Below are 20,607 nucleotides of genomic sequence, written 5' to 3'. Positions count from 1 at the left end.
GTCGCTTTTTTTGTTTCTGGCGTTGCGTCAGAATCCCCCTGTCCGCCGCAAGTGGCCAGCAGGCCTTGCGCCGGTTCCTACCGCAAGCAAGAGACCGACCATGCAGGATGCCAGCCTCTCTACCGCTCCGACACACGCCACTCCCTTGCTGGGAATCGACCTGGGTACCACCAACAGCCTGATCGCCGTCTGGCAGGATGGCGAAGCGCGGCTGATCGCCAATGCCCTGGGTGAGGTGCTGACGCCGTCAGTGGTCAGCGTCGATGACGATGGCAGCATCCTCGTCGGCCAGGCCGCCAGAGCACGCCTGACTACCCACCCGCAACGCAGCGCCGCGGCGTTCAAGCGCTTCATGGGCAGCGACAAGCGTTACGCCCTGGGCGAACACCGCTTCACCCCTGAAGAACTGTCAGCGCTGGTACTGGGTTCGCTCAAGCAGGACGCCGAGGCCTATCTGGGCTGCCCGGTGAGCGAGGCGGTGATCTCGGTGCCGGCCTATTTCAGCGACGAGCAGCGCAAACGCACGGTGTTCGCGGCCGAACTGGCCGGGCTCAAGGTCCAGCGGCTGATCAACGAACCCACCGCCGCCGCGATGGCCTACGGCCTGCATGAGCAGAAGTTCGAGCGCACCCTGGTGTTTGACCTGGGTGGTGGCACCTTCGACGTCACGGTACTGGAGTACGCCCTGCCGTTGATCGAGGTGCATGCCTCTACCGGCGACAACTACCTGGGCGGCGAGGATTTCACCGAGGCGCTGCTGCAGGCCTGCCTGCGTGACTGGAACCTCAAGGCCGAGGACCTGGAACCCCAGGCCCTGGCCAGCCTGCACGACGCCATCGAGCAGCTCAAGTGCGAGGTGGGCGAGGGCAGTCGCACCTTTGCCTGGAGCATGGATGGCCAGCCCCGCGAGTGGCAGTTGGACGAGCAGAAGCTGCAGGCGATCTGGGCACCCTTGCTGGCACGGGTGCGCACCCCCATCGAACAGGCCCTGCGCGATGCCCGCTTGAGCCCGCGGGAGCTGGACAGCCTGGTGCTGGTCGGCGGCGCCACGCGCATGCCGCAGGTGCAGCAACTGGTGGCCAAGCTGTTTGGCCGCCTGCCGTACCGGCACCTGGACCCGGATACCATCGTCGCCCTCGGCGCCGCCAGCCAGGCGGCGTGCAAGGCCCGCGACGAGGCCATCGACGAACTGATCCTGACCGATGTCTGTCCCTATACCCTCGGCGTGGCCTCGTCCCGGGGCGAAGATGTCACCGGCGCCTTCTCGCCGATCATCGAGCGCAACACGATCATCCCCACGTCCAAGGTGCAGCGTTTCTACAGCAGCCACCCGGAACAGAAGTTCGTGCGCATCGCCGTGTACCAGGGCGAGCGGCCATGGGTGCGGGACAACATCCTGGTGGACAGTTTCGAGATTCCGTTGCAGTCGACCGGCGAGATCCAGTCGCTGGACGTGCGCTTCAGCTACGACATCAACGGCCTGCTGGAAGTGGACGTGACCTTCCTCGAGAGCGGCCAGAAGCATAGCCACAGTATCGACCGCAGCCCCACCGGGCTGGATGCGCAGGCACGCCAGGCCAGTGAGGAGCGCCTGGCAAAATTGAAGATCCACCCACGTGACACGCTGCCCAACCGCACCTTGCTGGCCCGCCTGGAGCGAGCCTGGATGCAGAGCCTGGGCGACGAGCGCGAGCTGATCGGCAACTGGCTGGACGCCTTCAATGCCGTGCTGGCCGGGCAGCAGGCCAGCGAGATCAGCCGTGAGCGCCAGGCATTGAGCCAGGCGCTCGACGAGCTGCGTTACTGAGCGTTGAGCCGGCGCAGGGTGGCCTGCAGGCCGCCCTCCAGCGGCTGCCCTTTGCCCGGTACCGGGCCGTAACGGTTTGGCAGCTTGTCGCCGGGCAGGCCCAGCAGCACCAGTGACGAGAACGGCAACACACGGGTCAGCACCATTACCAGCAGCAGTGCCGGCACGCCGTGGCCGAGGTCGCGCAGGCGGCGCAGGAAGCCGCTGATCGACAGGATGCTGATCGCCACCAACATCGCCGGGATATGCAGCATCAGGCTGGCGCCCAAGGCGATGATTGCCACGTGCACGGCTAGGCCCGTGCGGTTCAGTCGACTCTTGAGCTTCCAGAACGCCCACATCGGTGCCGGCGGTTCCTTGATCATGTCCAGCAGCAGGCGTTCGCTCCATGACAGCACAGCCATGATCGCGCAGCGCAGGCCGGGGTCCTGTTCCGGGTCGTCCTTGACCTTTTGCAGGGCGCGCAGCACCCGGGTCTTGGGTGGGGTGCAAGTGTTCAGCAGGCTGTTCAGCGCATCCAGTACCTCGTCGACCGTGCGGCTGTCGAGGCCTTGCGCGCGTATCGCGGCAGCCGGCGGGTGTTTGGCCTGGCCGTCCAGCAGCCCCCGGCGTAGCGCTTCGAACCAGTCGTCTTGCAGGTCCAGCGCCTGCATGCGGTCGCGCAACGCGCAGCGTTGTGGTTCGTCCAGCGACGGATCGTGGTGCAGCACTGCGCAGAACAGCAGGTAGCCCAGTGCGTAATCGGTACGCAGCCCGCCGTCGTCGTTGTCCAGGCAAGCCAGCAGTTGCGCGGCGTTGGGCAGGCGCGTGCTGTTGAGCACCTGTTGCAAGGTCAGCAGGCGTGCCGAGATCAGCGCTTGTACCGGGTCGCGGATATCCAGGCTGCCGAGCAGCCCACTGGCGCCTTCGGGGCTGGTCAGCAGTTGACCGAGCAGGGCGTGTGTCGGAGCGAACGGATGCTCGGCCGGGTAGTGCAGCTGCGCGGGCAAGGCCGGGTCGATCAGTGCCAGCCAACGTGAAGGTTGCTCCAGCAGCGCCAGCATGAACAGCTGCTGGCGGTGCCACTGCCACAGTGCCTCCCCTTCGGGCATCGGCGGCAACAGGACCCCGGCTTCGGCCAGGCGGTCCTGCAGTTGCAGGGCGAATGGCGTGGTGAACAGGCGGCGCATGTCGAACTGACGGTTGAGCGTGTGCAGGGCATGGGCCGGATAGACCCGCATGCGCCGCAGCCATTCACGGCAGACCGGGCGAATGGCATCTTCGGTCAGGGCCTCGGGCAAGGTAACCGCCGGATCATCGCTGGCGCAGAGCTGCGTCAGCGCCTGGACCACAGGAGCCTGATCGAGCCAATGCAACTGCTGGCTTGCCTGGCGCTGGAAGCCCTCGAGGATCAGCGCGTCGAGGGCGTCCTCGGCCGGTGGCTGGGCAAGGACCAGGCGCAGCAAACCGGCCTCGCCGCGCTGCAGGGCCCAGGCATGCCAATACAGGCGGTGCAGGTTCTGCTCCGGCTGCTCCTGCAGCAGCCAGGCCAGCAGGGGCAGTTCGTCGTCACCGTCCAGATGCCAGTCGACGAAGGTGCTGGCGATGCCGTCCAGCCCCAGGCGCGAGGCTTCGGACCAGCGCGCCAAGGTCTGCGCTGACTGCCCCGGGCTGCCCCATGCCTGGGCCGGGTCGCCAAGGTCTTGGGGCCAGCCGGCTGGCGTGTGCAGGCGGTCGAAGGCCTGGATCAGCAGGGGCAGGCGCTGGGGCTGATGGCGGGCACAGAGGTCGATCAGCCAGCGCTCGGCCTGTGGATGCTGGTGTTGGCGGTACAGCCGCAACCAGCAGTCCAGGGCTTGTTGCTCGGCCCCCAGGGCATCGGCCTGGCGGGCCAGCAGGTAGAGCAGGTCGGCATCGTCCGGGGTTTGCGCCTGTTGTGCCTGGAGCATGCCGTGGAAGGTCCGGCTGGCGATGCCGGCCTGGCTGAACTGCACCAGCAGGCGCTGTACCAGTGCCGGGTCGTCCGGGATCGCCAGGCAGGTATGCACGCTGGCGAACTGCTCGTACTCGAACAATGGACGGTGCTGGTAGCAGTATTCGAGGCTGCGGAAATACCACAGGCTCTCCATTTGCGCCGGGGCTGGCCAGTCGCGCATGCAGGCGGTATCGAAGGGATCCGGCTGCGCGAGACGGTCGAGGAAGGCTTCCACTTCGTGGGGGTTGTCCAGGCGCAGCAACTGCTCGGCCCAGCCCAGGCGCCGGGCCAGCAGACCCGCGCAGTGATGGGACAGCGGCCCGCAGTCGCGCAGTGTGTGCAGCAGCTGCCAGCCGAGGTCGTCCAGTTCGTCCAGTGGCAGTTCGTCCAGCTCGGCGATGTAGCCCTGCCAGGCTTGTGGGTCGAAGCGCAGGGACGGCTCCTCGAGCAGGCGATGGAAGTGCTGCAGCGCCGGATGGGGAGTGTCCTCGGCGACCCTTGGCTCGGCCTCCTGGGTTTCCTGCTCGCGGGCCAGGCGCAGCGCTTCCTCGTATGCCGCACGCAGGGCCTGGAAACCTTCCGGGTCGGTTTCCGGATGGTGCGCGGGCAGGCGGCCGCGGTAGGCCAGGCGGATGGCGTCCAGGTCCTGGGTCGGTTCGATCCCCAGGCGAATCCAGCAACTCATGACCAGCAGTCCTCTTCCAGGGTGGCGGGGCGCGCAGGTTCCGGCAGGTCCATGTCCCAGGGCAGCCCGGCCAGCAGCTCATGGGCGCCGAGACGCAGGTTAAGCAGGATGCAGCGGTTCCAGTGTTCGCTGCCCTGGCGCTCGAGATCGGCGGCCAGGGTCTCGTCGCTGCTGTCGCTGACATTCCACAGCGCCTTGCCGAACAGGTAGCCGGCCAGGTAGCAATCCCAGCGGTTGTAGTAGTGGCGGGCGCGCAGCGCCAGGCGGTAGTGCAGGTAGAGGCTTTCGTCGCGATCGATCAGGCCTTTCTTGACCCCGGCGCGCAGCAGGAAGCTCATGCGCCCCAGGTCCCAGGCGCGGGTGCCGCCCGGGCCGCAGTCGGGGAAGGTGCGTGCGGCATATTCGTGGCGGATGCGTTCGCGTGGGGGCAGGGTGTCGAGCAGGGCCTGCCACTGGCTGGGCAGGCAGCGCTGGTACTGCCAGTAGGCTTCGCTCATTTCGGTGGCGTGGCCGTTGTCGGCCATGTTCAGCATATCCAGCAACTGGGCACGGTCGCTGATCCCCCACCAGCGTTCCAGATCGGTCTGGTCTTCGCCTTCGAAGTAATCGGGGGCGGTGTAGCTGGCGCCGTTGAGGGCGGCCATGGGGGCGGAGAGGGCATGCAGCCAGTGCTGCGCGGTTTCGTCCATGAAGGGGTCCTGGAGGCGCTGGGAACTGGCGTGGATTGTATAGGAAACCGCGGGCCGGTTTTCAGGGGTATACGCCGAGTCGATAGGCTTCGGCCACCTCCCGGAGCACCTCGCACACCCACTGCGCCGGCAGGCTCTGTGCCAGGGCGGCATTGCGGCAGATCCCCACCGAGCCGCCCGGTTCGCGCACGCCCAGGTCGAGTTCGGCAAGTTCGCCCCGCCCGAGGTCGATCAGCACGGCGTCGCGCGGGGCCACCCAGACCGCCTCGCTGCCCAGCACGTAGCGCCTGCTCAAGGCTAGCGACAGGGTTTCCAGGCGTTGTGCCGGCAGCGGGATGGCGCATTGCACGAACAAGCTGTCGGCGTGCTGGCGAATGGTCGTGCCGGGCGGTGGCAGCACCAATGGATAGGTACCGACCTGCCTGTGGTCAATAGGCTGGGCCGCCAGCAGTGGATGCCCGGGTCGCACCACCAGGGTCATCGACTCGCTGTACAAATGCTCGAACGACAGCCCCTGGATCTGCGGGCTGTCGGTCATGCGACCGATCACCAGTTCCAGCTCGCCAAGGTGCAACTGCCCAAGCAGCTGGGCGCTGGCCCCGGTCACCACGCTGATGACCAATGCCTCGTGCTGCTGGTGCAGGCGGCACAGCACCTCGGGCATCAGCAGCCCTTCGACTGTCGACAGCACGCCAATACGCACCTGCGACGGCGCCCGAGCCTCACCGCGCAAACTGCCGACCCCGTCACGCAGCGCCTGCACGCTGGGGCCGGCATAGCGCATGAAACGGGTACCGGCCGGGGTCAAGGCGGCGCCTTGGTGGCTGCGCTCGAACAGGCGAGCTTCCAGCAGATCCTCCAGCTCCTTGAGGGTCTTGGAGATCGCTGGCTGGCTGATCGCCAGCACGTCGGCGGCCCTGGCCAGGCTGCCCTGTCGGGCAATCTCCAGGAAGCACAGCAGGTGGCGGAACTTGATGCGGGTATCGAGGTTCATGCCCGGCAGTGTATCCGCGCGGGCCAGACCTGCAACGTCTGGTTGCTCCGTTCGAGCATCAGCTACGGGCCAGTTCGACTTCGCCGCCGCGCAGGCGCACCGTCCACACCCGCAAGGCCTGTGTCGGGTCCTCCAGGCAGCGCCCGTCGTGCAGGCAAAAATGCTGCTTGTAGAGCGGCGCCGCGACTACCAGTTCGCCCTGCAGACTGGCCACCAGCCCGCGCCCGATGATATTGGCGCCGGAGCGCGGATCACGGTTTTCCAGCGCGTAGACCTGTCGATCCCGCCCCGGCAGGTAGAACAGCGCGACCTGCTCGCCTGCATGCCACACTACCACCCCGGAGTCGGCGACCAGGTCACTGGCCTGGCACACCGCCTGCCAGCGGGTTTCACTTGCTACAGCCGTGTTGGACAGGTTCATCACATTGTCTCCTCATGGGTGGGAATCAGCTGCAGGGGCGCCGCCGGCCGGCGTTGGCCGCGCTCGCGCACGAAGTGCACATCCGGATCGGCGCGTTGGTCATTGACGAAGGTGCGGAAGCGCTTGAGCTTTTCCGGGTCGCCCAATGCGTTGGCCCATTCGCATTCGTAGCGGTCGACCACCTGCTGCATCTGCGTCTCGAGTTCGCGGGCCAGGCCCAGGCTGTCGTCGATCACCACCTGCTTGAGGTAGTCGAGCCCGCCTTCGAGGCCCTCGCGCCACACCGAGGTGCGCTGCAGTTTGTCGGCGGTGCGGATGTAGAACATCAGCACACGGTCGATCAGGCGTACCAGGGTCTCGTCGTCCAGGTCGGTGGCGAACAGTTCGGCGTGGCGCGGGCGCATGCCGCCGTTGCCGCACACGTACAGGTTCCAGCCCTTGTCGGTGGCAATCACGCCGATGTCCTTGCTTTGCGCCTCGGCGCATTCGCGGGTGCAGCCAGACACCGCGAACTTGAGCTTGTGCGGCGCGCGCAGGCCCTTGTAGCGGTCCTCCAGGCGCAAGGCCATGGCCACGCTGTCCTGCACGCCATAGCGGCACCAGGTGCTGCCGACGCAGGATTTCACCGTCCGTGTCGACTTGCCGTAGGCGTGCCCGGTCTCGAAGCCGGCGGCGATCAGCTCGCCCCAGATCAGCGGCAGCTCGTGCAACTGGGCACCGAACAGGTCGATGCGCTGGCCGCCGGTGATCTTGGTATAGAGGTCGTACTTCTTTGCCACCTGGCCGATCACGATGAGTTTTTCCGGGGTGATCTCGCCGCCGGGAATGCGCGGCACCACCGAGTAGCTGCCGTTCTTCTGCATGTTGGCCATGAAGGTGTCGTTGGTGTCCTGCAGCGGCACCAGCGCCGGGTCCATGATCGGCTGGTTCCAGCACGAGGCGAGGATGTTGCCCACCGCCGGCTTGCAGATGGCGCACCCCACGTGGCCTTTGCCATGGCGTTCGAGCAGCTCGCTGAAAGTGCGGATACCCTCCACCCGCACCAGCCCGTAGAGCTCCTGACGGGTGTAGGCAAAGTGTTCGCAAAGGCTCTTGTCGACGGTCACGCCGCGGGCGGTCAGTTCGTGCTCGAACACTTGCTTGAGCAGCGCCGCGCAACCGCCGCAACCGCTGGCCGCCCTGGTGCAGGATTTGACGCTGGCGAGGTCGCTGCAGCCACCGTCGATGGCGGCGCACACCGCGCCTTTGCTGACGTTGTGGCACGAGCAGATGGTCGCGCTGTCGGGCAAGGCATCGGCGCCTAGCGCCGGTGCGCCGCTGCCCTGGGGCAGAATCAGCGCGGCCGGGTCGGCCGGTAGCTTGATGCCGTTCTGGGCGTATTGCAGCAGGGTGTCGTAGTAGCTGTTGTCACCCACCAGTACCGCGCCAAGCACACGCTTGCCGTTGGCATCGACCACCAGGCGCCGGTATGAGGCGCTGGCCTCGTCGATGAAGCGGTAGCTGCGCGCGCCCGGCGTGACGCCCTGGGCATCGCCGATGGAGCCGACGTCCACACCCAGCAGCTTGAGCTTGGTCGACATGTCGGCGCCGCTGAATTCGCCCGCCGACTCGCCCATCACCAGGGCAGCCAGGTTACGCGCCATGGCGTATCCCGGAGCGACCAGGCCGAACACACTGCCGTTCCACGAAGCGCATTCGCCAATGGCGAAGATGCGTGGGTCGCTGGAGCGGCACTGACTGTCGATCACCACGCCGCCGCGAGGGGCGATCTCCAGGCCGCAGGCGCGGCCCAGGGCATCCTGCGGGCGAATGCCGGCGGAAAACACGATCAGGTCGGTTTCCAGGTGTTCGCCGCCATCGAAGTTCATGCGGTAGCGGTAGTGTTCGCCAGCGCTGATCGACTGGGTGGCGCGGGCCAGGTGCACGCCCACGCCCAGCGCCTCGATGCGCGCCTTGAGCGCCGCGCCGCCCTCGCCATCCAGTTGGACCGGCATCAGGCGCGGTGCGAACTCCACCACATGCGCTTGCAGGCCTAGCGACTTGAGGGCGTTGGCGGCTTCGAGGCCGAGCAGGCCGCCGCCGACCACCACCCCACGGCGGGCGCTGCCGGCGGCGGCTCGGATCGCATCGAGGTCTTCAAGGGTGCGATAGACCAGGCGCGCATTGCCGCTGGACCCTTCGATGGGCGGCACGAACGGGTAGGAACCGGTGGCCAGGATCAACTGGTCGTAGCCGAGGCGGCCTTCGGCGGTGATCACTTCCTGGCGTTCGCGATCGATGTCCAGTACCGCCTCGCCCAGGTGCAGGTGCACGCCGTTACTCGCATAGTAGTCGCGGTCGCACAGGGCCAGGGTTTCGGCGCAACTGCCGGTGAAATATTCCGAGAGGTGCACCCGGTCATAGGCGCGCTGACGCTCCTCGGCGAATACGTGCAGTTCGAAGCGCGCCAAGGCGCCGCGCTCGATCAGTTGCTCGACGCAGTGATGGCCGACCATGCCGTTGCCGACGATGACCAGTCGCGCTCGTTGTGCTTCGTTCGCTGTTGCCTGCATAGCCGATCCTCGATCACGGAAAAACGAAAAAGGCGCCTGGAGCCGAAGCTCCAGGCGCCTTTGCCTGTACTCATCAGTGTGAGGCCCCTGTCGACCGCCGTTGGTCGTTGGGGCTGTTGTGCATCGGTTGAAGCAGGGAATGTGCCAGGCTCCCGGTCATCGCGGGGCAAGCCCGCTCCCAAGAGGGTTGCAGCGTGCCACGAGACCTTTGGGCATGAGTTGGCCATGTGATGCGGTCGCACAAACAGGGTGCAGCCTCACCACCGTGGTGCATCAATACACATCTCGCCGGTAGCGCTTGTCCCGCGCCAACCCCTCGACGTACGCCGCTGCCATGGTCTTGTCCAGGCCACCATGTTCCGCCACGAGCTGGCGCAAGGCCGCGTCCACGTCCCGGGCCATAAACCGGGCATCGCCACAGACATACACATGCGCGCCGTCCTGCAACCAGCGCCACAGCTCGGCGCCGTGCTCCAGCAGGCGGTGCTGCACATAGACCTTTTGCGGCTGGTCACGCGAGAACGCGGTGCTCAGACGCACATGCCCGCTGGCCTCCCAGGCCTGCATTTGTTCGCGGTAATAGAAGTCGCAGGCGGCATGCTGCTCACCGAAGAACAGCCAGTTGCGCCCCTTGGCCCCACGTACCTCGCGCTCTTCAAGGAAGGCGCGGAAGGGGGCGATACCGGTACCAGGGCCGATCATGACGATGGGCACCCCGTCGTCCTCGGGCAGGCGGAAGTGCTTCGATGGCTGGGCAAATATCCCCACCTCCAGCGCCGCTGCCCGGTCCGCGAGGAAGCTCGAACAGACGCCCTTGCGCTCGCCATGGCGCACGATGGACACGGTCAGGTGCACCTGGCCGGGATGAGCCCGGGGGCTGGAGCTGATCGAGTACAGGCGCGGCTGCAAGGGTTTGAGCAGCGACAACCAGTTGCCCAGCGGCAAGGCCTGGGGGTGTTCGCGCAGCACGTCGGCCAGCTGGCGGCCCCACAACCATTCCTTGAGTTCGTCCTTGCACTCTGGCAGCAGCAGGCGTTGCAGGTCGGGAGCGTGCTGGCTGAAGGTTTCGAGCTGCTGGCGGCTGACCTGGGTGATGTCCAGGTGCCGCTCCAGCGCGGTTCGCAGGGGCATTGGGGCATGGCCCTCGAGTTCGATCTCGGTTTGGCCTTCCAGCTGCATCAGCGTGAGCAGCTCGTCGACCAGATCCGGGCAATTGCGCGGCCATACGCCCAGGGCATCGCCAGGTTGATAGCGCAGGTCGCTACCGGACAGGTCGAAGACCAGTTGGCGAGTCTCCTTGGTTGAACCCGGGCCGCTGAGCAGGCGGTTTTCCCGCAAGGTGGCAGGCCAGGGCTGCTGTTTGCCGCGGACGGTGACTGGCGCGGCGGCGGTGGTCGCCGGGGCACCGCCAAGCTCGGACAACAGGGCATCGAGCCAAGCGCCGAAGGCCGCCTCGCAATCCGGCTCGCAGTCGACCCGATCCAGCAGGCGCTGGGCGCCCAGGTCGGCCAGGCGTTGGTCGAGCTTGCGGCCGAAGCCGCAGAACTGGTCGTAGCTTGAATCGCCCAAGGCCAGCACGGCGTAAGGGAGGGTGGCGCAACTGGCGCCTTCGTCGTCCAGCAGCGCCCGCCAGAACGCGGTGCCGCTGTCCGGCGCATCGCCGTCGCCGAAGGTGCTGGCGATCAGCAGCAGGCTGGCGGCACCTCGCAGTTGGGATGGGCGCACCGCCTCCATGCAACTGAGCGCGACCACCAGCCCCGCGTCGCGCAGGCGCTGGGCGCAGCGTTCGGCGAGCTGTTCGCTATTGCCGGTCTGCGAGGCCCACAGCACGTGGTGGCGAGGGCTCAAGAGCGCTGCTTGGGATGCCGGTGTGGGCGGGGCGTACAGGCTAGCCAGCAGGCCGTCGATGAACAGGCGTCGCCCCGGCGCCAGGGGCGCATTGGGCGGGAGGGAGGGCACGCCATCGCTGTGGGCCTGGCTCAGGCCGAGCAGGAAACCTTGCAGGTAATGGCGCTCGTCCTCGGCCAGGACTGGCGCCGGCAACGACTCCAGGCCGAGCAGCCGGGCCAGGGTGGCGGTGGGCAGGGTGATGGGCTCCGAGGCACGCGTCAGTTCGAGGACATCGATGCGCTCGCCAGCGACCCTTTCCAAGGCCACGGCACAATGCTTTAAGGCCGGTTGCAGCGAGGTTGGGTCCACCGCGTCGCAGGTCACCGCGTTGATTGCCAGTTGCTCGCCGTACAGATCGTTCCAGTGAAACGGAGCGAAACAGTTGCCCGGCAGCACTCGCTCGCTGAGCCGCGCCGGCAGTACGGCCTGGCCACGGCGCGAGCGGATCGCCACCTGGTCCTTTGGCGCGATGCCCAGGCGCCGGGCGTCGTCGGGATGGATCTCGACGAAGGGGCCGGGCTCCAGCTTGTTCAGGCTGGGTACCTGGCCGGTCTTGGTCAGCGTGTGCCACTGGTGCTGGACGCGGCCGGTGTTGAGCACGAAGGGGAAGGCATCTTCGGGCAGCTCCGCCGGCGGCAGCCAGGGGCGGGCGAAGAACCGCGCCTTGCCGGTGTGCGTCGGAAACACCGGCGTCTGTGGGGCGTCTGGCGCGACATAGCGCAGCGGGCTGCGAGTGTCCTTGCGCCCCGGCGCGCTTGGCCACTGCCGCGGGCCCTGGCGCAGGTCGCTATAGTCGATGCCGCGCAGGTCGTAACCGGTGTCCGGATTGTGGAAGCGGCGGATCTCATCGAACACCGCTTCGGCGTCGGGGTAGTCGAAGGCGTGCGCATAACCCATGGCACAGGCGACGCGCGCGATCAGGCGCCAGTCCTCGAGGCTTTCGCCGGGCGCCTCGACGGCGCGGGGCATCAAGGTCAGGTTACGCTCGCTGTTGATCATCACCCCCTCGCTCTCGGCCCACAGTGCCGCCGGCAGCAGGATGTCGGCGTAGCGGTTGGTCTCGGTGTCGAGGAAGGCGTCCTGGCTGATCACCAGTTGTGCCTGGCGCAGGCCGTCGATCACCTGCTGGCGGTTGGCGACGCTGGCCACCGGGTTGCTGCAGATGATCCAACAGGCTTTTACCTTGCCCTGCTTGAGTTGCTCGAACAGCGCCACGGTGCCTTCGCCTCCTTCACTGCGCAGGGTGCCGGGGGGCAGTTGCCATTGCGCTTCGACGAAGGCGCGGTCGGCCGCCACCTGCGCCGAACGCTGGCCCGGTAGGCCCGGTCCCATGTAACCCATCTCGCGGCCGCCCATGGCATTGGGTTGGCCGGTCAGCGAGAACGGCCCGCTGCCGGGTCGGCAGATGGCGCCGGTGGCCAGGTGCAGGTTGCACAGAGCATTGCTATGCCAGGTGCCGTGGATGCTCTGGTTCAGGCCCATGGTCCAGCAGCTCATCCATTCGCCCGCCGCGCCGATCAGGCGGGCGGCTTCGTGGATATCGGCCTCGGCCAGCCCGGTGATGGCCGCGACGCGTGCGGGGGTGTAGTCCTCGAGAAACGCCGGCAGTACCTCCCAGCCTTCGGTGTGGCGCGCGATGAAGTCCGCGTCGGTATGGCCATTGGCGTGCAGCAGGTGCAGCAGGCCATTGAGCAGGGCCAGGTCGGTACCCGGGCGCAGTTGCAGGAACAGGTCGGCCTTGTCGGCGGTGGCGCTGCGCCGGGGGTCGACGACGATCAACCTGGCACCGGCCTTGAGCCGGTCGAGCAGGCGCAGGAACAGGATCGGGTGACAGTCGGCCATGTTCGCGCCGATCACCAGGAACACCTCGGCGCGCTCGAAATCCTGGTAGCTGCCGGGCGGGCCGTCGGCGCCAAGCGATTGCTTGTAGCCGCTACCGGCGCTGGCCATGCACAGGCGTGAGTTGGACTCGATATGGCGGGTGCGGATGAAACCCTTGGCCAGTTTGTTGGCCAGGTACTGTGCCTCCAGCGACATCTGCCCGGAGACATAGAGGGCTACGGCATCGGCGCCGTGGGTGTCGATGATCGTGCGCAGGCGCCTGGCCGTCTCGGCGATGGCGGTCTCCAGCGGGCGACGGGCTGGTTGCTGGCTGCGCTGGTCACGGACGAAAGCGTGGGCCATGCGCCCGACCTCCAACGGCACATGGGCGGTCAACCCCTTGGTGCACAGGCGCCCGAAGTTGCTGGGGTGCTGCTTGTCGCCGCTGACCTTGACCACCTTGCCCCCCTTCACGTGCATGACGATGCCGCACCCGACCCCGCAATACGGGCAAACACTGCGCACTTCACTGCCGCTCATCACGATCTCCTGCTGACTAAACGACAAAGGCGCCGGCTGCCCGGCCTGCAAGTGGCAAGCGGGGCAACACGGCGCCTTCGTCGTGGAGAGAGAACCATCGGCGTTGATGGCCTCGATGCCGTGCAAACAGCAAATCCCGGGCCATTTCATGCAGGGCGCGGTGTTGCTGTGAGAGTGGGCTCGCCCGGCGTGGGACGCGCACCGATATGGGGAGCTGCGCACCAGCGGATGGCATCGGTCGAACTATGGCTATATGATTCGCATACGTTTCATATATAGGTAACCGCACATGGGTATCGTCAAGATCGCCGACGAACTCCACGAAGACCTGCGCGTAGCCAGCGCCGCGCTGTCGCGCTCGATCAACGCCCAGGCCGAGCACTGGATCCGTATCGGCATGCTGGCCGAGTTGCACCCGCAGGCCACCTACCAGGAACTGCTGCGCCAGTTGCTGCGCCAGGAGCAGGCCAATCTCAAGGAGCTGCTGCAATGAGCAAGGTCATCCTCAAGGACCCCGCCCAGCTCGAATTGATGCGCCGTGCCGGCCAGTTGCTGGCCCGGGTGTTCGCCGACCTCGACGGTTTCATCCGCCCCGGCGTGACCACCATGCAGATCAACGACCGCGCCGAGGCCTTCATCGTCCAGACCCTCAAGGCGCGGCCGGCGAGCAAGGGCCAATACGGTTTTCCCTTTGCCCTGAACACATCGGTGGACCATGTGGTCTGCCATGGCATGCCCAAGGCCGATGAGGTGTTGAAGGAGGGTTCGATCGTCAACGTCGACATCACCCTGGAGCAGGGCGGCTATATCGCCGATTCGTCGAAGATGTACAGCATCGGCCAGATCGGCGAAGAGGCCCGACGGCTGGTGGACACTACCTATGCTGCGCTGTGGAAAGGCATCGAGCAGGTGCGCCCTGGCGCGACCCTCGGTGACATCGGCCACGCCATCCAGGCCCACGCCGAGGCCGCCGGCTACAGCGTGGTGCGCGAATATTGCGGGCACGGCATCGGCACGCAGATGCACGAGGCGCCGGAGGTGCTGCACTACGGCCAGCGTGGCACGGGTATGAAGCTGCAACCGGGAATGGTGTTCACCATAGAGCCGATGATCAACCAGGGAGGGCGTGGGACCCGCGGTTTGCGCGATGGCTGGACGGTGATTACCCGTGACCGGAGCCTGTCGGCGCAATGGGAGCACACCGTGGCGGTGACGCAGAGCGGCGTCGAGGTGCTGACCTTGCGCGAGGAGGAACGCGTGGCGCAGGGCGATGGGCGAACGTCCCTCGGAGCCATGGTCTAGGCTGAAACCTACCGGTACCGGCCCACGCCCTACTACAAATGCCGGCCCGGCAACCATTGGAGTCCCTGGGAGGTGCGCCATGAGCCTGCTGCTCGAACCCTACACCCTGCGTCAGTTGACCCTGCCCAACCGTATCGCCGTTTCCCCCATGTGTCAGTACTCCGCCGTCGACGGCCTGGCCAATGACTGGCACCTGGTTCACCTGGGCAGCCGCGCTGTCGGTGGCGCCGGCCTGGTGATCAGTGAAGCGGTCGCGGTCACCGCCGATGGACGCATCACAGCAGAAGACCTCGGCCTGTGGAGCGACGAGCAGATCCCCGCGTTGCAGCGCATCACCCGCTTCATCACCGCCCAGGGCGCTGTTCCCGGCATCCAGCTGGCCCACGCCGGACGCAAGGCCAGCACCCACAGGCCGTGGCTGGGCAAGCACGGCAGCGTCAAGCTCGAAGACGGCGGCTGGCAGCCGGTAGGGCCCTCCAGGATTGCCTTCGACCCCGAGCACACCGTCCCCCATGAACTGAGCAAGGACGAGATCCAGCAGGTCGTCGACGCGTTCGTTGCCGCCACCGAGCGGGCCTTGAAGGCCGGCTTCAAGGTGGTCGAGATCCACGCCGCCCACGGCTACCTGCTGCACCAGTTCCTCTCGCCGCTGAGCAACCAGCGCCGCGACGAGTACGGCAGCTGCTTTGAAAACCGTATCCGCCTGACCTTGCAGGTTGTCGAAGCGGTGCGCCAGGCCTGGCCACAGGAGCTGCCGCTGTTGGTGCGGGTGTCGGCCACCGACTGGGTGGAGGATGGCTGGAACCCGGACGAGACCGTGGAGCTGGCCCGCCGGCTGCGCGCCCTGGGTGTCGATCTGATCGACGTGTCGTCGGGAGGGACCTCGGTCAACGCAGAGATCCCCACCGGCCCCGGCTACCAGACCCGTTTCGCCGAGCGGGTGCGCAAGGAGTCGGAGATCGCCACCGGCACCGTCGGCATGATCACCGAGCCAGCCCAGGCCGAGCATATCCTGCGTACCGGCCAGGCCGATGTGATCTTCCTTGCCCGCGAACTGTTGCGCGACCCTTACTGGCCATTGCACGCCGACGACGACCTGGGCGGCAACAAGGCGACCTGGCCGGCGCAATACCAACGCGCGACAAGCCGGGCCAACCCGATCCACGAATCGGACTTGCGCGACTGACTCAGCTGCAGGCGGCTTGGCTGAGGATGTCGCTGACCCACTGGTTGATGCTCTTCTGCGCCAGCTCGGCCTTGGCCGCCACGCTGGCGTGGAGAGTAGGCTCCAGGCGCAGGCTGAGTTTGCCGGAGTAGGTTTTCTGCGGTTCACGCCCCAGGCGCCGACAGGTTTCGAGGTAGTCGTCGACAGCTTCCTCGAACGCCTGGCGCAATTCACTGATCGACTCGCCATGGAAGCCGATCACGTCGCGGATCCCGGCGACATGGCCGATCAGCAACTGGTCTTCGTCACTGTATTCAATGCGCGCCGAGTAGCCGCGGTAATTCATCACATTCATGGTGTAACTCCTGCCTGCTCCAGGAACTGGCGGGCATCGCGCACCTGATAGGGTTTGGCGTGCCGATCGGGGTGAGGGCGATGAAAGGTCGCAACCTCACCGTTGAGTTCGAAGCGCACACGCGAGCCTCTACCCTCGACAACCCGGGCACCGAGCGAGACCAGCAGGGATTCCAGGCGCGACCAGTCCAGCGTTCGGGGAACGAGCTTGTTGAAGACAAGTTCGAGTAACGCACGTTGACTATTCATGGTATCAGTCTGTGATACCAGCGCCATTTAACTCAATAGATCGGCGGTAGGGTGTAGTTCAGGCAATAGGTAGGAAAAATCGCGTTGCTTTGCAGGAAAAAAGCCGGTGAGTGTTTCCCCCACCGGCTAGTCGTGCATCAGTGCTTGAACATCACATGGCGCACACAGGTGTAGTCCTCCAACCCGTACATCGACATGTCCTTGCCATAGCCGGAATGCTTCTGCCCGCCGTGCGGCATCTCGCTGACCAGCATGAAATGCGTGTTGACCCAGGTGCAGCCATATTGCAGCCGTGCGGCGAGGCGGTGGGCGCGTCCGCTGTCACGGGTCCACACCGACGAGGCCAGGCCGTACTCCGAGTCGTTGGCCCATTCCAGCGCCTGGGCTTCGTCGCTGAAGCGGGTGACCGACACCACCGGGCCGAATACCTCGTGGCGGACGATTTCGTCGTCCTGCAGCGCATCGGCCAGCACGGTCGGTGCGAAGAAGAAGCCATCACCGGGCAGTGCCTTGCCACCGGTGACCAGGCGAATGTGCGGCTGGGCGATGGCACGGTTCACCAGGCCGGCGACCTTGTCGCGATGCTGGGCGCTGATCAACGGGCCGAGTTCGGTGTCGGCCGCCTGCTGCGGGCCTGGCTTGATGCTCGCAACCGCCGCGCCCAGGCGTTCGACGAAGCGTTCGTAGATGCCGTCCTGCACGTACAGCCGGCAGGCGGCGGTGCAGTCCTGCCCTGCGTTGTAGAAGCCGAAGGTGCGGATGCCGTCGATGGCCGCGTCGAGGTCGGCATCGTCGAATACCAGCACCGGCGCCTTGCCGCCCAGTTCCATGTGCATGCGCTTCACGCTGTCGGCGGTGGCGCCAATGATGTGCGCGCCGGTGGGGATGGAGCCGGTCAGCGACACCATGCGCACCTTGGCATGGGTGACCAGTGGGGTGCCGACGGTCTGGCCACGGCCGAAAAGGATATTGAGCACGCCGGCCGGCAGCAGCTCACGGACCAGCTCGCCAAGGCGCAGGGCCGTCAGCGGGGTCAACTCCGATGGCTTGATGACCACGGTGTTGCCGGCAGCCAACGCGGGGGCGATCTTCCAGGCCAGCATCATCAGCGGGTAATTCCACGGCGCGATGGAGGCGACCACGCCCAGCGGGTCGCGGCGGATCATCGAGGTGTGCCCGGGCAGGTACTCGCCCGCCGCCAGGCCACCCAGGCAGCGTGCCGCGCCGGCGAAGTAGCGGAACACGTCGGCAATGGCCGGGATCTCGTCGCCGAGCGCCGCGGCATAGGGCTTGCCGCAGTTGTCCGACTCCAGCCGGGCCAGTTCCTCGGCGTGTCGTTCGATGACCTCGGCAATCGCCAGCAAAGCGCTGGCGCGTTCCTTCGGGGTGGTCTGCGACCAGTGCTGGAAGGCTTGGTCGGCGGCGCGCACGGCGGTGTCTACCTGGGCTTCGGTGGCTTCGTTGATCTGCGCCAGGGCGCTGCCCTTGGCCGGGTCGAGCACGGTCCAGGCCGGGCCTTCGCCGTTCACCAGGTGACCGTTGATCAGCATTCGGGTTTGCATGGAGCGGTTCTCCTTATGGGCCTCGAGCGCACTGCGCCGCAATGACGCTACAGACTAGAAGCGACTGGCCGTACCGACAAACGAGAGTGGGCAACATCTGGATGCAAATGCGTTAAGCGAGGCTTCAGCTTGCCGGCCTACTCTGGGGCCTTCTCAACGTCGAATGTTTGCGAGGTGTGTCAGATGAACACGCGTGGTCTGCTCGATCAGCTCTTGAAAACCGGTCAATCTCTGCTGCAGAACCAGCAGGGCAAGAGCCTCAGCGACAAAGGTTCGGGGAACATTGGCAGCCTGTTGTCTGGTGCCGGCGGTGGCGCATTGGCAGCGGGCGCCATGGGCTTGCTGCTGGGCAACAAGAAGGCCCGCAGGTATGGCGGCAAGGCACTGACCTACGGCGGCCTGGCCGCGCTCGGGGTGCTGGCCTACAAGGCCTATGGCAACTGGCAGGTCCGCCAGGGCGCCGGCGATCAGCAGCCGCAGACGCTGGATCGCCTGCCCCCGGCCCAGGTCGAGCAGCACAGCCAGGCCGTGTTGCGCGCGCTGGTGGCGGCAGCCAAGTCCGACGGCCATATCGATGACCGTGAGCGGGCTCTGATTGAAGGCGAGTTCACTCGCCTGGACAGCGACCGCGAGTTGCAGCAATGGCTGCACGCTGAACTGAACAAGCCGCTGGATCCGGCCGAAGTGGCCCGCGCCGCGCAGACCCCGGAAATGGCTGCCGAGATGTACCTGGCCAGCGTGATGATGGTCGACCAGGAGAACTTCATGGAGCGCGCCTACCTCGACGAACTGGCGCGCCAGCTGCGCCTGGACCCTGCCTTGCGCCTGGAGTTGGAGAACCAGGTCAGGCTTGCCGCGGGTCAATGAGCCTGCAATTGGCCATATCAATGGGCACGGAGGCCTGAGTACAGCAGCATTCAGCCGCAAATACGTAGGACGCCTGGGCTATACTTCGGCGATTTTTCCCGCTCGTATCGAATTCCTGAGGGCTGAATGTGAAGAACTGGACCTTGCGCCAACGGATCCTGGCAAGTTTCGCCGTGATCATCGCCATCATGCTGCTGATGATCGTGGCCGCCTACTCGCGGCTGGTGGCGATCGAGTCCAGCGAGGAGGCGGTAGGGTCCGACAGCATTCCCGGGCTCTACTACAGCTCGATGATCCGCAGCGCCTGGGTCGACAGCTATGTCACCAGCCAGCAACTGGTCGGCTTGTCGAACCACCGCGAGTTCACCACCACCGATGCCGAGTTGTTCAAGAGTTTCGACGACCGTTTGAAGCAGCATATGGCCAGCTACCAGGGCACTATCCGCGACCCGGCCGACCAGGCCGCGTTCGACGATTTCACGCGCCAGGAAGAGGCTTACGTCAAGATTGTCGACCAGGTCCTGGAAACCTATCGCCAGAAGAACTACGCCGAAGCCCAGCGGTTGATCGCCGAGGTGCTGACGCCCGCCTGGAGAGAAGGGCGCCTGCACCTGAACGAAGTGATCGAGCGCAACCGGGAGTCGGCCGACAACGCCACCAATGAAATCGTCAGCGCCGTGGCCACCGCCAAAGGCAGCATGATCGTCTCGCTGCTGCTGGCAATCGTCGCCGCCGGCGTTTGCGGCCTGCTGCTGATGCGCGCGATCACCGCCCCCATGCAGCGCATCGTGCACGCCCTCGACGGCCTGCGTTCGGGCGACCTGAGCATGCGCCTGAGCCTGGACCGCAAGGATGAGTTCGGCGCGATCGAGGGCGGCTTCAACGAAATGGCCGAATCCCTGGCCAATCTGGTGTCGCAGGCCCAGCGTTCGTCGGTGCAGGTGACCACCTCGGTCACCGAGATCGCCGCCACCTCCAAGCAGCAACAGGCCACCGCCACCGAGACGGCCGCCACCACCACCGAGATCGGCGCCACCTCGCGGGAAATCGCCGCGACCTCGCGGGACCTGGTGCGCACCATGACCGAAGTCACCTCGTCGGCCGACCAGGCCTCGAGCCTTGCCGGTGCCGGCCAGCAGGGCCTGGCGCGCATGGAGGAGACCATGCACCAGGTGATGGGCGCCGCCGACCTGGTCAACGCCAAGCTGGCGATCCTCAACGAGAAGGCCAGCAACATCACGCAGATGGTGGTGACCATCGTCAAGGTCGCCGACCAGACCAACCTGCTGTCGCTCAACGCCGCCATCGAGGCGGAAAAAGCCGGTGAGTACGGTCGCGGTTTCGCCGTGGTCGCCACCGAAGTACGCCGCCTTGCCGACCAGACCGCCGTGGCCACCTACGACATCGAACAGATGGTGCGCGAGATCCAGTCCGCAGTGTCGGCCGGGGTGATGGGCATGGACAAGTTCTCCGAGGAGGTGCGCCGCGGCATGTTCGAGGTGCAGCAGGTGGGCGAGCAGCTCAGTCAGATAATCCATCAGGTGCAGGCGCTGGCGCCGCGGGTGCTGATGGTCAACGAGGGCATGCAGGCCCAGGCCACCGGCGCCGAGCAGATCAACCAGGCACTGGCCCAGCTCAGCGATGCCAGTACCCAGACCGTGGAATCGCTGCGCCAGGCCAGTTTCGCCATCGACGAACTGAGCCAGGTAGCCGCCGGGCTGCGTGGCGGTGTTTCGCGGTTCAAAGTCTGACGAC

Annotated in this window: 15 protein-coding genes; 6 read left to right on the top strand and 9 right to left on the bottom strand. The window is 66.2% G+C overall.

What is annotated here, in order from left to right; all coding sequences use genetic code 11:
• The first annotated feature begins 100 nt into the window (after positions 1-100).
• Positions 101-1,807: a molecular chaperone HscC gene (locus C3F42_RS10610; protein ID WP_094010143.1), complete on the top strand. Its 1,707-nt coding sequence runs from the start codon at positions 101-103 to the stop codon at positions 1,805-1,807.
• Here C3F42_RS10610 and C3F42_RS10605 read toward each other — a convergent pair.
• The 6 genes from C3F42_RS10605 to C3F42_RS10580 form a co-directional block, all read right to left on the bottom strand.
• Positions 1,801-4,446, bottom strand: coding sequence for a DUF805 domain-containing protein (locus C3F42_RS10605; RefSeq protein ID WP_094010142.1), 2,646 nt, complete (start codon positions 4,444-4,446; stop codon positions 1,801-1,803). The two genes, C3F42_RS10610 and C3F42_RS10605, sit on opposite strands and share 7 nt — an antisense overlap.
• Positions 4,443-5,135: a DUF1266 domain-containing protein gene (locus C3F42_RS10600; protein WP_038705546.1), complete on the bottom strand. Its 693-nt coding sequence runs from the start codon at positions 5,133-5,135 to the stop codon at positions 4,443-4,445. The genes C3F42_RS10605 and C3F42_RS10600 overlap by 4 nt, the downstream gene beginning before the upstream one ends.
• A gap of 61 nt (positions 5,136-5,196) precedes the next feature.
• Positions 5,197-6,129: a pca operon transcription factor PcaQ gene (gene pcaQ / locus C3F42_RS10595; RefSeq protein WP_038705547.1), complete on the bottom strand. Its 933-nt coding sequence runs from the start codon at positions 6,127-6,129 to the stop codon at positions 5,197-5,199.
• Between the two features lie 58 nt (positions 6,130-6,187).
• Positions 6,188-6,550 carry a nitrite reductase small subunit NirD gene (gene nirD, locus C3F42_RS10590; RefSeq protein ID WP_094010141.1) on the bottom strand — a complete coding sequence of 121 codons (363 nt, stop codon included), beginning with the start codon at positions 6,548-6,550 and terminating at the stop codon, positions 6,188-6,190.
• A complete protein-coding gene (gene nirB / locus C3F42_RS10585) occupies positions 6,550-9,102 on the bottom strand; it encodes a nitrite reductase large subunit NirB (RefSeq protein WP_094010140.1) in 2,553 nt (850 codons plus the stop codon). Before nirB ends, nirD begins: the two co-directional genes overlap by 1 nt.
• Positions 9,103-9,375: 273 nt before the next feature.
• Positions 9,376-13,353, bottom strand: coding sequence for a bifunctional nitrate reductase/sulfite reductase flavoprotein subunit alpha (locus C3F42_RS10580; RefSeq protein WP_104444406.1), 3,978 nt, complete (start codon positions 13,351-13,353; stop codon positions 9,376-9,378).
• Between the two features lie 289 nt (positions 13,354-13,642).
• Between C3F42_RS10580 and C3F42_RS10575 the strand changes: the two genes are divergently transcribed.
• The 3 genes from C3F42_RS10575 to C3F42_RS10565 all read left to right on the top strand — a co-directional run bounded on the left by C3F42_RS10575 (position 13,643) and on the right by C3F42_RS10565 (position 15,841).
• On the top strand, positions 13,643-13,846 hold the full coding sequence (locus C3F42_RS10575) for a ParD-like family protein (protein WP_023632596.1): 204 nt from the start codon (positions 13,643-13,645) through the stop codon (positions 13,844-13,846).
• On the top strand, positions 13,843-14,655 hold the full coding sequence (map, locus tag C3F42_RS10570; protein ID WP_094010138.1) for a type I methionyl aminopeptidase: 813 nt from the start codon (positions 13,843-13,845) through the stop codon (positions 14,653-14,655). The genes C3F42_RS10575 and map overlap by 4 nt, the downstream gene beginning before the upstream one ends.
• 79 nt (positions 14,656-14,734) lie before the next feature.
• Positions 14,735-15,841 carry an NADH:flavin oxidoreductase/NADH oxidase gene (locus C3F42_RS10565; protein ID WP_094010137.1) on the top strand — a complete coding sequence of 369 codons (1,107 nt, stop codon included), beginning with the start codon at positions 14,735-14,737 and terminating at the stop codon, positions 15,839-15,841.
• 1 nt (position 15,842) lies between these two features.
• Here the strand turns inward: C3F42_RS10565 and C3F42_RS10560 are convergent, their stop codons facing one another.
• The 3 genes from C3F42_RS10560 to C3F42_RS10550 form a co-directional block, all read right to left on the bottom strand.
• A complete protein-coding gene (locus tag C3F42_RS10560; protein ID WP_023631076.1) occupies positions 15,843-16,175 on the bottom strand; it encodes a type II toxin-antitoxin system HicB family antitoxin in 333 nt (110 codons plus the stop codon).
• Complete coding sequence (locus C3F42_RS10555; RefSeq protein WP_094010357.1) at positions 16,172-16,423, bottom strand: type II toxin-antitoxin system HicA family toxin; 252 nt, start codon at positions 16,421-16,423, stop codon at positions 16,172-16,174. The genes C3F42_RS10560 and C3F42_RS10555 overlap by 4 nt, the downstream gene beginning before the upstream one ends.
• A gap of 137 nt (positions 16,424-16,560) precedes the next feature.
• The gene (locus tag C3F42_RS10550; RefSeq protein WP_038705552.1) at positions 16,561-17,985 is read right to left on the bottom strand and encodes a gamma-aminobutyraldehyde dehydrogenase; all 1,425 of its coding nucleotides are present in this window, start codon (positions 17,983-17,985) and stop codon (positions 16,561-16,563) included.
• Positions 17,986-18,168: 183 nt separating this feature from the next.
• On the opposite strand from C3F42_RS10550, the gene C3F42_RS10545 reads away from it, so the two are divergent.
• Entirely contained in the window at positions 18,169-18,852 is a 684-nt protein-coding gene (locus tag C3F42_RS10545; RefSeq protein ID WP_094010136.1) for a tellurite resistance TerB family protein, read from the top strand.
• Between the two features lie 128 nt (positions 18,853-18,980).
• The gene (locus C3F42_RS10540; protein WP_038705554.1) at positions 18,981-20,603 is read left to right on the top strand and encodes a methyl-accepting chemotaxis protein; all 1,623 of its coding nucleotides are present in this window, start codon (positions 18,981-18,983) and stop codon (positions 20,601-20,603) included.
• Positions 20,604-20,607 lie beyond the last annotated feature (4 nt).

The sequence above is a fragment of the Pseudomonas sp. PONIH3 genome (assembly GCF_002934345.1).
Lineage (GTDB): Bacteria > Pseudomonadota > Gammaproteobacteria > Pseudomonadales > Pseudomonadaceae > Aquipseudomonas > Aquipseudomonas soli.
The sequence above is the reverse complement of the archived record's forward strand: the minus strand, read 5'-3'. Positions and strand labels throughout refer to the sequence as shown.

What these genes read in the sequence shown, in the direction of transcription:
- C3F42_RS10600 (WP_038705546.1), bottom strand. Translation starts at nt 5,135, where the DNA reads ATGGACGAAACCGCGCAGCACTGGCTGCATGCCCTCTCCGCCCCCATG.
- C3F42_RS10560 (WP_023631076.1), bottom strand. Translation starts at nt 16,175, where the DNA reads ATGAATGTGATGAATTACCGCGGCTACTCGGCGCGCATTGAATACAGT.
- pcaQ (WP_038705547.1), bottom strand. Translation starts at nt 6,129, where the DNA reads ATGAACCTCGATACCCGCATCAAGTTCCGCCACCTGCTGTGCTTCCTG.
- C3F42_RS10555 (WP_094010357.1), bottom strand. Translation starts at nt 16,423, where the DNA reads ATGAATAGTCAACGTGCGTTACTCGAACTTGTCTTCAACAAGCTCGTT.
- C3F42_RS10580 (WP_104444406.1), bottom strand. Translation starts at nt 13,353, where the DNA reads ATGAGCGGCAGTGAAGTGCGCAGTGTTTGCCCGTATTGCGGGGTCGGG.
- C3F42_RS10565 (WP_094010137.1), top strand. Translation starts at nt 14,735, where the DNA reads ATGAGCCTGCTGCTCGAACCCTACACCCTGCGTCAGTTGACCCTGCCC.
- C3F42_RS10610 (WP_094010143.1), top strand. Translation starts at nt 101, where the DNA reads ATGCAGGATGCCAGCCTCTCTACCGCTCCGACACACGCCACTCCCTTG.
- nirB (WP_094010140.1), bottom strand. Translation starts at nt 9,102, where the DNA reads ATGCAGGCAACAGCGAACGAAGCACAACGAGCGCGACTGGTCATCGTC.
- map (WP_094010138.1), top strand. Translation starts at nt 13,843, where the DNA reads ATGAGCAAGGTCATCCTCAAGGACCCCGCCCAGCTCGAATTGATGCGC.
- C3F42_RS10545 (WP_094010136.1), top strand. Translation starts at nt 18,169, where the DNA reads ATGAACACGCGTGGTCTGCTCGATCAGCTCTTGAAAACCGGTCAATCT.
- nirD (WP_094010141.1), bottom strand. Translation starts at nt 6,550, where the DNA reads ATGAACCTGTCCAACACGGCTGTAGCAAGTGAAACCCGCTGGCAGGCG.
- C3F42_RS10550 (WP_038705552.1), bottom strand. Translation starts at nt 17,985, where the DNA reads ATGCAAACCCGAATGCTGATCAACGGTCACCTGGTGAACGGCGAAGGC.
- C3F42_RS10605 (WP_094010142.1), bottom strand. Translation starts at nt 4,446, where the DNA reads ATGAGTTGCTGGATTCGCCTGGGGATCGAACCGACCCAGGACCTGGAC.
- C3F42_RS10575 (WP_023632596.1), top strand. Translation starts at nt 13,643, where the DNA reads ATGGGTATCGTCAAGATCGCCGACGAACTCCACGAAGACCTGCGCGTA.